Raw genomic sequence first — 12,130 nt, 5'->3', positions numbered from 1 at the left:
GTTAACTCCTTATGCCGCAATGGCATTCATGATCGCCGGAACAGACAGTTTATCCAGCGGGATTTCTGCCACCTGCTTGCGATCGCGCATGATGATGACGCGATCGGCATACCCCACCAGTTCCTCCAGTTCAGATGAAATAACCAACAGCGCTAGTCCGTCTGCACAGAGGGTTTCGATAAGCCGGATAATTTCGGCGTGCGCCCCCACGTCAATACCGCGTGTCGGCTCATCGAGGATCAGGAACTGGGGTTTGGTCAGTAGCCAGCGCGAAAGCAGCACCTTCTGCTGGTTCCCCCCGGAAAGAAATTCAATGGGCTGTTCCGCGCTCGGGGTACGGATACCCAACTGGCGGATAAAACGTTCGGCAATGGCATTCTGTTCCTTACGCGGGATCGGGCGTAACCACCCACGCTGCGCCTGCAACGCCAGAATGATGTTTTCCCGCACCGATGCCGCGGCAATAATTCCGTCCGTTTTCCGGTCTTCCGGGCAGAACCCCACGCCCAGGCAGGATGCCTGATGCGGCGATCGCAACGTCTGTGGTTTACCTTTGATAAGCGCAGTACCGCTGTCAGCCGGTTTGATCCCGAAGATCACTTCGGCGGTTTCTGTACGCCCGGATCCTAACAACCCCGCCAGCCCGACAATTTCACCGGGGCGAACCTCAAGATTGAAAGGCGAAATCGTGCCTTTTTTGCCGAAATCGCTGAAAGCGGCGACCGGCTTATCACTCAGCAACGTGCGCCCGGCACGCTGTAGCGCGTGCGTGTCCAGCTCGCGCCCGAGCATCATTTTGACCAGCTCAATCTGCGGGAGCTCGCGGGTTTCGCGGCAGCCAACAAAACTGCCGTTGCGCAGCACCGTAATGCGATCGCTCACCTCATACACCTGATCGAGGAAGTGGGTCACGAAGATCAGGCTCACCCCCTGATCGCGCAACTGGCGCATCAGAGTAAAGAGCATTTCAACTTCCTGGGTGTCGAGACTGGCGGTGGGCTCATCGAGGATCAACACTTTCGCCGAGAGATCGATTGCCCGACAGATAGCCACAATTTGCTGCATCGCCACGGAAAAGCGGTTCAGCGGTTCACGCACATCGAGGGAGAAGCCGTAAGACTCCATCAGCTTTGTCGCCCGCGCTTCCATCTCCTTGCGGCGCAACAGACCAAAGCGTTTTGGCTCACGACCAATAAACAGGTTGTCGGCCACCGACATATTCGGCAGCAGGTTCACTTCCTGATAGACCGTCCCGATCCCCAGTTGTTGGGCATGGGCGGTGTTTTTTGGCGAAATGGCATTGCCTTCCAGCCAGATGGTGCCGCGATCGGCATGATATACACCGGTCAGGGCTTTGATCAGCGTCGATTTTCCTGCGCCGTTTTCCCCCAGTAACGCCATTATCTCGCCGCGACGCAGGCTGAAGTCGACGTTATCCAGCGCTTTTACGCCAGGGAAGAATTTGCTTAATCCTTCTGTGCGGAGGATTTCCTGGTATTGTTCAGTGGTCATGATTCCCCCTGCATCAAGCCGGATGACGCTACGCTTACCCGGCCTACAAAAGAGCGTATCGTAGGCCGGGCAAGCGCAGCGCCATCCGGCAATTTCACTGGATCAGTAGCCCATATTTTTCTTCTTCTCTAACTCTTCCTTCGCGGTGTCAGGCAGGTAGAGAGTGGATTTGGTGATGGTCAGCTTCTCAGGCATGGTGCCGTCTTTCTTGAATTTCTCCAGCGCGTCAAACGCCGGGCCAGCCATGTTTGGCGTCAGCTCAACACTGGCGTTGGCCTCGCCGTCCATCATCGCTTTGTAGATATCAGGTACGCCGTCGATAGAGCCGGTGAGGATATCTTTGCCCGGTTTCAGGCCCGCTTCTTTAATGGCCTGGATGGCACCAATCACCATGTCATCGTTATGGGCGTAAACCATGCAGATGTTCTTGCCGTTGTTTTCAGCCTTGATAAAGCTTTCCATAACTTCTTTCCCCTTGCTGCGGGTAAAGTCGCCGGACTGAGAACGGATAATCTTGATGTTTGGCGCTTTGGCAATGGCTTCAGCAAAACCTTTCTTACGGTCGATTGCCACGCTCGCACCCACTGTGCCCTGCAGTTCAACCACGTTACACGGCTTGCCATCTACCTGTTTAACCAGCCAGTCACCGATCAGCTGACCTTCAAGAATGTTGTTGGCGGTAACGGTAGTCATATAGAGAGATTTGTCTTTTACATCAATGGAACGGTCGAGCAGGAAGACCGGAATATTCGCGTCTTTCGCTTCTTTCAGAACCGGCTCCCAACCCGTTGCAACCACAGGGGCAATGAAGATGGCGTCAACGCCCTGCGCAATAAAAGAACGAACGGCTTTGATCTGGTTCTCTTGCTTTTGCTGACCATCGGCGATTTTCAACGTGATACCGCGTTTTTGGGCTTCGCTTTTCGCAACGTTGGTTTCTGCCGCACGCCAGCCAGATTCAGAGCCAACTTGCGAAAATCCTACGGTTAAGGGTGCAGCCATCGCCATAGACGACATGGCTGCCGAAACTGCTGTGACCAGGAGTAAGCGCTTCCACATATGAACGTCCTCGTAGGGTGAGTTATTGTTGGTTAAAAGATGTTCTGCGGAATGACTATAGCCCATGAAATATGTAACGAATTGCGTTACATCACACTTCAGAAAAGTGAATAAAACGTTAATCACAAGTTTGTAATCGCTTTCATTTCGTCATGAAAAATGCGGCTGAGTTTATGGATTTTTCTGTCATGGAAGAGGTCTGAAAATGGCAAACAACAGCGGGAGATGGCGAAAACAAGCGAAGACATTCAGCGCCAGTTGGCTATAATACTCGCCACTTGTTTACCATACATTTTAAAGGATACAGACATGAGCTTACTCAACGTCCCTGCGGGTAAAGAACTGCCAGAAGACATCTACGTTGTTATCGAAATCCCGGCTAACGCAGATCCTATCAAATACGAAGTGGACAAAGAGAGCGGCGCACTGTTCGTTGACCGTTTCATGTCTACCGCAATGTTCTACCCATGCAACTACGGTTACATCAACCACACCCTGTCTCTGGACGGTGACCCGGTTGACGTGCTGGTCCCAACGCCATACCCACTGGAGCCAGGCTCAGTCATCCGCTGCCGTCCAGTTGGCGTGCTGAAAATGACCGACGAATCTGGTGAAGATGCGAAACTGGTTGCAGTACCGCACACCAAACTGAGCAAAGAGTACGATCACATTAAAGATGTGAACGACCTGCCAGAACTGCTGAAAGCGCAGATCACTCACTTCTTCGAGCACTACAAAGACCTCGAAAAAGGCAAGTGGGTTAAAGTTGACGGCTGGGACAACGCAGAAGCGGCAAAAGCTGAAATCATCGCGTCCTTCGAGCGTGCAGCTAAGAAGTAATTCTTATCGCTGATGCTAAGCCCCGCAATGTCGGGGCTTTTTTGTGCCTGTCTCTCGGAGGTTAACTCACGACCGCCTGTAGCCGGAGCAGCGCATCCTCAACGGTTTCATCCGACGCCACGCCAATTCGCGTTGCCTGGCGTGCGCCTAAATCCATCATACGGACCAGGTTCACCAGAATAACCCCCTGAATATCCCCTTCTTCGCACAACAGTGGCACGCTAAAACCGGCGTAACGGGCAAAATTCCCACCCTGTGTCACAGGTGCAACAAGCGTCATACCCAGTTGGTTAAAGACGCTAACGGAAAGCACCAGGGCTGGTCTGCCAGCGCCCTTTTGTTCATGCCCGCTGGCAGGATCGAAACCAACCAGAACAATGTCGCCTCGTTCAAAACAAGGCCGCTTTACCATACTTCATCGCCCGCCGGTTTAGATGAGCCCCAGACCTCCTGCTCGCTGATTTCAGGTGCAGACATATCGCACTGAGCCAGCAACGCTTCAAGAGAATACTGTTTACTCACAGGTGTGAGCACTAACTGATTATTCGTCACATGAGCCTCCATACTCTGACCCGGTTTCAGGCCGAGCTCTTTCATTACCACACCAGGAATGACCATACCGGCACTGTTTCCCCATTTCTTAATGGTTATACGCATCGACACCTCCAGAGTTATACATAGTATAACTCATGCAGTGTGATGTTGTTGTACACCTCGACACATGCAAATGCGAGCGGGATATGGGCACGATGAACAAATCAGGAAAAAGGCTCGAAGGAAAAAGTCATGAAGGGAGAAATTGCATACCAGACTGCGAGCAACCGCACAAACAACAACGCCACCTTACGGTGGCGTTGTTGTTTATCAGTACTGGTCTCTGTCTAACCAGTTACCGCTTTCAATCCGCGTTAACCCTTCGACCGAACGCTGGTACACATACATCCATGCACTCCCGTATGGCGTCTGGATCAACTGGCGAGCGTACTCACCGCCCCTGGTGCGCAAGGCATCCAGTTCGGCAAGCGTGGCATTATCAATACGATAAACCTCACCCTGTACCGTTCCTTCACCAGGAACCGCGCCTGGATAGTGGCCCAGGCTGTACAGCTGGTAGTTCTCAATATTGTAATTACCCATCAACTGGGCGTTCGTCATCCAGTGACTGTTGCCCTGCTTAGTTCGTAAACTACCGTAGACAAATATTCGCATTGCTAGAACTCAAACTGATAGAGCAAATCCAGTGCCTGATCTACGCCGGACACTGCTTCCAGATATAGCTTTGGCATCAGACGATAGCGTAACGTGAGTGTAGCGAGTGAGTCAAAGATCCCGACACCATATTTTACCTGTAGACCCGGCAGTACATAGCCGCTGACCACCACCTGCGAAGAGTCACCAACGCCCTGGGTGTCCAGTGCCAGATTGCTTACGCCGAACGTCTCGCCGATTTTACCCACAACCTGCCCACTTTGTGCAACCCCCAGGCCCACTAACATTGACGTCATTGCTGCACTATCGCTTTGGCCGCTTTCCAGACCCTGCCCGCGCAGCAGATAAGAGAGCGCTTCTTGCTGCGACATTGCCGGGTCCGAGAAGATTTCCGCTTTTGGCTCATCGGCCGTACCCGTTACGCGCACGCCAGCAATCACGTCGTTTTCGGTGGCTTCCGGGTTACGAATGGCTTCGATATTCAGAAGCGGCTGATCAGGTGGCCCCGAGAACAACAGCTCACCTTTACGCACAATCAGATCCTGGCCATAAGCATGGAAACGCCCGTCAGGAATGTTGATTTGCCCATTCAGGCCAAGCCCTTGCTTATCCTGGGCCACTTTCAGGTCGCCCGTCAGCCTCGCTTTCAGACCAAACGCTTCGAGGCGCACGTTGTTCCCGACGTGAACAATAAGATTACTGTTGATCGGGATACCAGCGCTCTTCTGTTCCACCGGTTTCAGATTTTTATCGAGCATCACTTCATCACTGGATACCCCGACCGCGCTTTCCGGCACGTCGTGAACCACGATACGCGCCCACGGCACGTCCACGCGGCCATCCAGAGTAAAGAGGCTCGGCGTGGCTTCAAACACCACATCCGGCGACACATCCAGACGTACCATCGGCGGTACGGTAATGCGCACTTTGCTGCCTTTTGCCGCAATGCGCGCACGCCAGTTATCAAGCTGGCTCCAGTCTGCATCACCGCTCAGGTTGATTTGCCCTTGTTGAGTGCGAACCACCCCGGCAAGCGTGGAGCTCATGCCGTTAAAGTTCATCGCAATCTGGCTTGGCTGCATATCAAACGGCATAAAGTTACCGTCGATATCCACACCGTTCAGCTGCATCTGCCCGAACAGCTGCGGGCTTTGCGCCGTCCCCGCCAGCCGCAGATTGGCATTCAGCATCCCAGCGGCTTTTTCACCGCGCGAGAAAATAGCGTTCGCCATTGCCAGGTTGAAGTTGCGGATATTGACGTTACCGCCCAGATTACGCCGCCCTTGCGGATCGGTTATCTGCACTTGCCCGTCGAACTGGCCGTTGTTGGTCAGGCGGATAAGCCACCCCAGCTCAGCACGGTTGTTATGCAGATCGGCGCTCAGGTTGAGGGTGTCGAATGCTACCGGCAGCGGCGCATCGTTCACTTCCTGCGTTACCTTCACGTTGCGCCCGGAGAGGGTCACACTTCCCTGCGGCAGCCCCTCTTTGGTGGTGTCCCACGCCACATCCGCTTTGCCGCTAAAGACACCGCTCGCCTGGGTGGTGTCGGGCATAAAGGGTTTCAGCATCGCCAGATCAAACCGGTTAAGGTTTATTTGCGCGCGCCCTTCCGCGCCTGCATCAATGGTCTGTGGCACACAGAGTTCAGCATTCGGGTTGATCCAGCAGTGCGGCCCAATACTGATTTTTTGTTCGGCATTGCGGTAATCCAGCGCGATGGAGCGTGACAGCGCCAGAGGGCCAACCGGCGTGTTGAAACGGGTGTTATCAAGCGTTCCCTTCCAGCGTTCTTCCTTGCGGTCGAAACTGCCCGTCAGGTGCAGTTGCCCGGAAACCGGCTCACCCTGCACGTTCAGCTGGAGGTCATGCTGTTTCTCGTTGCCTTTCGCGGCCAGCGTCACCAGATTGATGTTCACATCCGGCTGGGTAATACGCTCGACGCGCAGGCTCAGGTTCCCGCCAATCTGGTCGGTGGATTTTACATCCCCTTCCACACGTACCCGGGCAATGGTCAGCTCCTGCCAGCGCAGGGCGTTCGCGGTGATATCGGCCAGCAGCTGCGGTGCATCCACCGTACCGCGAACCTTAACGAGACCTTTCGCCGTACCGCCAAGACCCGGCAGGGCGTTATCCAGATTCGGCGCATCGATGGTGGCATCCAGATTGAGATCTTTAACGCCAAGTTCACCTTTGATGTCCGCCGTATTACGCCCCAGCGCCACATGCAACCCCGGGATCACCCATTGCAGATAGCTGTTGCCCTTCACCGAACCGTCAACGTTAACCTTGTTTTGCTTCACATTGCCGGTGAGTTTGATTTCCGGCACGTCCATCTGCCAGCTGCCGCCATAAAGGCTGCCACGCGTTTTGATTAAGCCATCCAGTTTTGACGGCCAGTCCGGCACTTCTTTGGCCGTATTGATGCCCGTCAGCTTGAGTTCACCGCGCCAGCTGATCGCCTGCTGCCAGTCGAGCAGCGCCGTCAGCTCCGTTTTCCCTTCCAGCGCCGCGACGGTCAGCTTGTCGAGATTAACCTGCCGTTCGTTACCTTTCGCATCAAGCGTAATGGCGGCTGGCGGTACACCCTGCCCCTTCACATCGGTGCGGAACGACAGCGTGTAATCAGTCATTTTGCCGCTGAGCTTGAGCTTCAGATCATCGGCCTGGAACTGTTTTTCGCCGGTAAACGGCCAGTAAAGCTGCTGGCTGACAATCTCCAGATTCAGCGGCAAACCCGCTTCTGCCAGCTGTGTTTGCCCGCGCAGAACCATATCCACCGGGCCAGACAGGTTAACGCCAAACTCCAGTTTCTCGCGTAGCGCCCCACCTATTTTCAGCTTCACCTTCTCGCCTTTGAGCGGATCAATGTTCAGCGCGCTGTTAAGCGTGATATCCACCGGCCAGTTGTCGCGCAGCAGCGCATTCCCGCTTGCATTTACCGATCCCTGATTTGTGTCGATATCCATCGTATCGAGCTTCATAGTGCCGTCGATACTGCTGACTTTAAGCAACATGTTGTAGACCGTCAGGTCGGTGTCACCCGTCAGACGCAGCTGTGCGCCTTTGAACTCTTCAATATTGAGGTTCAACGGCAAGTGCACGTCGGTCATTTCCGGCAGCACCGGTTTTGCGAAAAGCGCGGTCAGCGTTTCACCAAGCGGTTTCTCTTCCGGCTGCGGGTTCTGGATCTTCGGTTCAACTATCTCTTCCTGCGCCACTTTTGCCACTTTCGGCAGGGCAATCAGCAGCCCTTGCAGTGAGGTTGGCGTCAGGGTGAGATTTTTTTCCTGCCAGCGCAGGCCAGAAGTGAAGTCCATCACCGACACGGTGGTGTCGTCGATTTTGATATTGACGTTATTCAGCGCCACCCGGTAGAGCGCAATGGGATACGGCGTGGAGAGATTAAGCGGGCCGGTATCCTGTTCTTCTACCGGCGCAGACTTCGGCATTTTTTTCGAATCTATCGCCACGTTCACATCTTTTAGCGACAGATCGTTCACGCACAGTTTGCTGTCGCGTAAACAACCGAGCTTGACCGCCAGATGGAATTCGCCCGCGTTAACCGCGACGCCGGGCTGTTGATAGCGAATATTCTTCAGACGCAGATCGCGCCAGCCGCCCGTCACCTGGCCAATCTCCAGCCCCGGGACCCAGCGGTTAGCGGCGTTAAACAGCAGATGCAGGCCGGTGGTGGTCCCCACCAGGAACGCAACCGTACCGAGCAACAGCACGATAAAAATCAGCACCCCGAGGCTTATCTTCTTCCATAAACTCATAATTCAGGCCCCAGACCGATGTAAAACTGTAAACCGTGTTCGTCTTTGTCACCCACAGGCACGGCAAAATCGAGCTTGATAGGCCCAACGGGAGACTGCCAGCGCACGCCCACGCCCGCGCCGGTTTTGAAATCGCTGCGGCGAATATCACTCACGGCTTCACCGCTATCCACAAACATGGCACCCCACCATTTTCCGCTGACGTTGTACTGGTATTCCAGCGAGCCCGTCGCCAGCTTGGACGCACCAATCAGCTTGCCGCTGTCATCTTTTGGCGCGATGGATTTGTACTTATACCCACGAATACTGCGATCGCCACCGGCGAAGAAACGCAGGTCGGGCGGGACTTTGTCGAAGTCGCCGGTTTCAATCCAGCCAAGATTGCCGCGCATCACGAAGCGGTGTTTGTCGTACAGGGTGCGGATCCAGACGTTTTGCGCCTGCACCACTGTGAAGTCGACGTCAGAGCCCCACAGCGTATTGGAGTAATCGATGGAGTAACGCTGGGAATCGCCCCAGTCAGGCATCAGGCCACCACGGGAACGGGTACGGCTTATCATCACGCCGGGATAAAGCAGCATGGTGGTGTTCGTCACATTCGCCTGGGTAAAGTGGTCGAGGCTCCAGCGCAGGTTAATGGCGCGCTGCCAGCCGCTCGAAAGATCCCAGAAGCGCGACAGCGCAAGCGTGGTGGAATCTGATTCGGTATCGTTCAGGTCGGTTCGCTTAAAACCGCCCTGCACCAGGTAGTACTGTTCAAGCGGGTTTTTCAGCAGCGGCATTTTATAGCTGAAATCCAGCTGTTGCTCTGGCGAAGAGATACTGGCGCTGGTCGTCAGGCTGTGGCCGTAGGAGTTCATCCACGGTTTTTTCCACGTGGCTTTCACGCGCGGGCCCACGTCCGTCGAATAGCCTAACCCCGTCTCAATGGTGTTCTCGGTGCGCGGCGACACAACGCCATGCAGCGGCAACACCTTGGTCTTGCGGGATTTATCAAACTCAGGGGCGACAACAACCGAGTTAAACCATCCAGTCGCCGACAAACGACGGTTTAACTCCGCCAAATCCTTCGACTGATAGTAATCACCCTTCTTAAACGGGATCAGGTTTTGCAGATACTCTTCGCGGATTTGCGAGCCTTCAAAGGTCACATCGCCGAAGCGGTAGCGTTCGCCGCTGTCAAAGTCGATATCCCAGAAAGCCTGGCGTCTTTCCAGCGAGATCCCCAACTGGCTTTTATTGAACTGGCTGTCGAAATAGCCCTTACGCAGCGAAACCGAGGTGAGTTCTTTTTTGAAATGGTCGTAATCGCTATGATCCAGCACCGTACCGATTTTCGGACGCGTGCCGAGCAGATCCAGATAATCCCTGTCGGTACGCGCACCGCCGCGCAGTACCACATCAGTGCCACCAATCAGTACCGGCTCGCCCGGCGATACGCGGGCGATCAATACCTGCCGGCCTTTGGCCGGTGGCGGACGTAAATCGAAATCGATGGTCGGCTCGTAATAGCCGAGCGCTTTTAATCCTTCGCGGATCGCGTCATCAACACGTGCGCGAAAACGCCGGTCCGGCGTCACTTCGTCTCCCTGAATCGTAGACAACTGTGCACGCACGTTCTTTTCCAGCGCCCCGGACAACCCCTCAACCTGCAAACGGACATTCGCCGCGCTGGCGACTCCGCTTGTCAGCAATACACTGACCAAACATAACTGGCGGATCTTTGGCACGTTCTCTCCTGAATATCCTTGTTTCCACCCTGGAAGCAAATGAAGTGCCGCTCCGCGGCTCCATACGGCTTTACAGCCCAAAACCCAATTCTCGGGTTGAAAAAGGGTTAAACACCCAAATATTTCTTATGATTAAATCTAGACTCATTCAGCGTATTTATTGTGTTCAATTAAACGCTTCATGACAACCTTAACCGAAACATCGCTGCCCGGGAGGCCCAACCGTGAGTTTATTCGACAAAAAGCATCTTGTTTCTCAATCAGATGCATTACCGGGACGGAACACCCCAATGCCTGTAGCGACTTTACACGCCGTAAACGATCATTCAATGACTCACGTCCCGGAAGGCATGGAAATCGCCCTGTTCGCCATGGGCTGCTTCTGGGGTGTGGAACGCTTGTTCTGGCAACTGCCTGGTGTTTACAGTACCGCAGTCGGTTATACCGGCGGTTACACACCGAACCCAACCTACCGCGAAGTGTGCTCAGGCGAAACCGGACACGCCGAAGCGGTTCGTGTGGTCTATGACCCGGCCGTTATTAGCTACGAGCAACTGCTCCAGGTGTTCTGGGAAAACCATGATCCGGCCCAGGGGATGCGTCAGGGCAATGACCACGGCACTCAGTACCGTTCTGCCATCTACCCGCTGACCCCTGAGCAGGATACCGCCGCGCACGCCAGCCTGGAACGCTTCCAGAGCGCCATGCGTGATGCCGGGGATGACCGCCAGGTCACGACGGAAATCGCTTCCGCAAAACCGTTCTACTATGCCGAAGACGATCACCAGCAGTACCTGCATAAAAATCCGTATGGCTACTGCGGCATTGGTGGCATCGGCGTGTGCCTGCCGCCACAGCTGGCCTGATCACTTGTATAGCGCCACGCGAGCCGCGTGGCGCGTTGCATTACTTACCGAGCCGTAATCCACCACCTTCCCCTGCAACAGCAGGTTATACACCGGTGCCTGCGGTCTGTTCAGCCGCGTTTGCAACAAATGTACTGCCTCAATGCCAAGATCGCGACAGGGCACGGTGATCCCTGTGACCGGTTTTTCCAGTCGATTTGCTAAATTCCAGGCAAAATCGGTGGTGATGATGGAGATATCCTCAGGAACACGCAGCCCGTGTCGTCGCAGCGCCCTGAACACCCCTTCCGTCATGCTGGTGCTGTTAGGGAAAATAACCTCGGGCCACTGCTGCCTGTCGTGGCTTAACAGCCACTCATCAAGGGCACGCTCGGCTTCATCAGCGGTAAACCACTCCGTCACCAGCAAATCCCGCTGAGGCTCAAAAGCGACATGAAAATGCCGGTACGCCTCTTTAATGCCATCCAGGCGCGCATAGAGCGTCTCCCGCCGCAGGCAGGTGAGCGTCAGCACCCGGCGATGCCCCTGCTCAAAGAGGTAACGCATCGTAGTAAATCCAATGGCGCGATGATCGGGCGAAACAGAATCGAGAACGTTATCCCTGTCGACTGAATTGATTAATACACAGGGCTTATTGAGGGTGCTGGCAAGCTTAAATATGGTGGCATCATCCGTGCCGATAATAATGATCGCATTGATGTTCTTATGGCTGGCTTTTTCGAGGAATAATTTTACATCGGCATGTTGTTCTTCTAATCCACTGTAAGTGATCCACACATTATGCGGGGCGCTGGCTTCTGCGATACCTTTGGTCACTTCCAGATAAAAAATGTCACCACGTCCCTGAAAGGTTCTTTCAGGCGCAAATACCGCAATGCCATTAATCAGCAGCCGACCACTCGCCATGGACTCAAGCACACCCAATTCCCGCGCGGTCCGTACAATGGCATCCCGGGCCTTGTCGCTGGTATAGGATTTGCCGCTTAAGACCCTGGACACCGTGCTGACGGAATAGCCTGCCAGGGATGCGATCTCCTCCATTTTTAACCTGCCCGGCATAGTGTGACCTCGCTCTCAATCAGTTTTTGCAAATATTTGCAGAAACAGCTTGTTGATTTTAAAACCAAATTTCAAA

General features: G+C 54.3%; 10 protein-coding genes. 2 read left to right on the top strand and 8 right to left on the bottom strand.

The features are described from left to right. Positions 1-9: 9 nt before the first annotated feature. Positions 10-1,512 (bottom strand): galactofuranose ABC transporter, ATP-binding protein YtfR, encoded by a 1,503-nt coding sequence (gene ytfR / locus HV107_RS12765; protein WP_182063422.1) that lies wholly within the window; start codon positions 1,510-1,512, stop codon positions 10-12. A gap of 102 nt (positions 1,513-1,614) precedes the next feature. After that, complete coding sequence (gene ytfQ / locus HV107_RS12760) at positions 1,615-2,571, bottom strand: galactofuranose ABC transporter substrate-binding protein YtfQ (RefSeq protein WP_182063421.1); 957 nt, start codon at positions 2,569-2,571, stop codon at positions 1,615-1,617. Between the two features lie 309 nt (positions 2,572-2,880). Between ytfQ and ppa the strand changes: the two genes are divergently transcribed. Beyond that, positions 2,881-3,411 (top strand): inorganic diphosphatase, encoded by a 531-nt coding sequence (gene ppa / locus HV107_RS12755; protein WP_010427397.1) that lies wholly within the window; start codon positions 2,881-2,883, stop codon positions 3,409-3,411. Positions 3,412-3,472: 61 nt separating this feature from the next. Here ppa and HV107_RS12750 read toward each other — a convergent pair whose 3' ends face one another. The 5 genes from HV107_RS12750 to tamA all read right to left on the bottom strand — a co-directional run bounded on the left by HV107_RS12750 (position 3,473) and on the right by tamA (position 10,129). Next, positions 3,473-3,823 (bottom strand): type II toxin-antitoxin system ChpB family toxin, encoded by a 351-nt coding sequence (locus tag HV107_RS12750; protein WP_182063420.1) that lies wholly within the window; start codon positions 3,821-3,823, stop codon positions 3,473-3,475. Further along, entirely contained in the window at positions 3,817-4,068 is a 252-nt protein-coding gene (locus HV107_RS12745) for an AbrB/MazE/SpoVT family DNA-binding domain-containing protein (protein ID WP_182063419.1), read from the bottom strand. The genes HV107_RS12750 and HV107_RS12745 overlap by 7 nt, the downstream gene beginning before the upstream one ends. 207 nt (positions 4,069-4,275) lie before the next feature. Continuing rightward, complete coding sequence (locus HV107_RS12740) at positions 4,276-4,620, bottom strand: gamma-glutamylcyclotransferase (protein WP_119935791.1); 345 nt, start codon at positions 4,618-4,620, stop codon at positions 4,276-4,278. A 2-nt stretch (positions 4,621-4,622) separates the two neighbouring features. Continuing rightward, positions 4,623-8,399 (bottom strand): autotransporter assembly complex protein TamB, encoded by a 3,777-nt coding sequence (gene tamB, locus HV107_RS12735; RefSeq protein ID WP_182063418.1) that lies wholly within the window; start codon positions 8,397-8,399, stop codon positions 4,623-4,625. Further along, positions 8,396-10,129, bottom strand: a complete 1,734-nt coding sequence (gene tamA, locus HV107_RS12730; protein ID WP_182063417.1) for an autotransporter assembly complex protein TamA — start codon at positions 10,127-10,129, stop codon at positions 8,396-8,398. Before tamA ends, tamB begins: the two co-directional genes overlap by 4 nt. A gap of 224 nt (positions 10,130-10,353) precedes the next feature. Here tamA and msrA point away from each other — a divergent pair, with 224 nt between their 5' ends. After that, positions 10,354-10,995: a peptide-methionine (S)-S-oxide reductase MsrA gene (gene msrA, locus HV107_RS12725; RefSeq protein ID WP_182063416.1), complete on the top strand. Its 642-nt coding sequence runs from the start codon at positions 10,354-10,356 to the stop codon at positions 10,993-10,995. On the opposite strand, the gene HV107_RS12720 is transcribed toward msrA, so the two are convergent. Continuing rightward, positions 10,996-12,054: a LacI family DNA-binding transcriptional regulator gene (locus HV107_RS12720; protein WP_182063415.1), complete on the bottom strand. Its 1,059-nt coding sequence runs from the start codon at positions 12,052-12,054 to the stop codon at positions 10,996-10,998. Positions 12,055-12,130 lie beyond the last annotated feature (76 nt).

The organism is Enterobacter sp. RHBSTW-00175, assembly GCF_013927005.1.
In the GTDB taxonomy this organism is placed as follows: domain Bacteria; phylum Pseudomonadota; class Gammaproteobacteria; order Enterobacterales; family Enterobacteriaceae; genus Enterobacter.
Note: the sequence above shows the minus strand (reverse complement) of the source record. Positions and strands in the feature narration are given on the sequence as shown.

Excerpts from the sequence above, each read along its gene's own strand:
- ytfR (WP_182063422.1), bottom strand. The coding sequence starts at position 1,512 with ATGACCACTGAACAATACCAGGAAATCCTCCGCACAGAAGGATTAAGC.
- ytfQ (WP_182063421.1), bottom strand. The coding sequence starts at position 2,571 with ATGTGGAAGCGCTTACTCCTGGTCACAGCAGTTTCGGCAGCCATGTCG.
- ppa (WP_010427397.1), top strand. The coding sequence starts at position 2,881 with ATGAGCTTACTCAACGTCCCTGCGGGTAAAGAACTGCCAGAAGACATC.
- HV107_RS12750 (WP_182063420.1), bottom strand. The coding sequence starts at position 3,823 with ATGGTAAAGCGGCCTTGTTTTGAACGAGGCGACATTGTTCTGGTTGGT.
- HV107_RS12745 (WP_182063419.1), bottom strand. The coding sequence starts at position 4,068 with ATGCGTATAACCATTAAGAAATGGGGAAACAGTGCCGGTATGGTCATT.
- HV107_RS12740 (WP_119935791.1), bottom strand. The coding sequence starts at position 4,620 with ATGCGAATATTTGTCTACGGTAGTTTACGAACTAAGCAGGGCAACAGT.
- tamB (WP_182063418.1), bottom strand. The coding sequence starts at position 8,399 with ATGAGTTTATGGAAGAAGATAAGCCTCGGGGTGCTGATTTTTATCGTG.
- HV107_RS12720 (WP_182063415.1), bottom strand. The coding sequence starts at position 12,054 with ATGCCGGGCAGGTTAAAAATGGAGGAGATCGCATCCCTGGCAGGCTAT.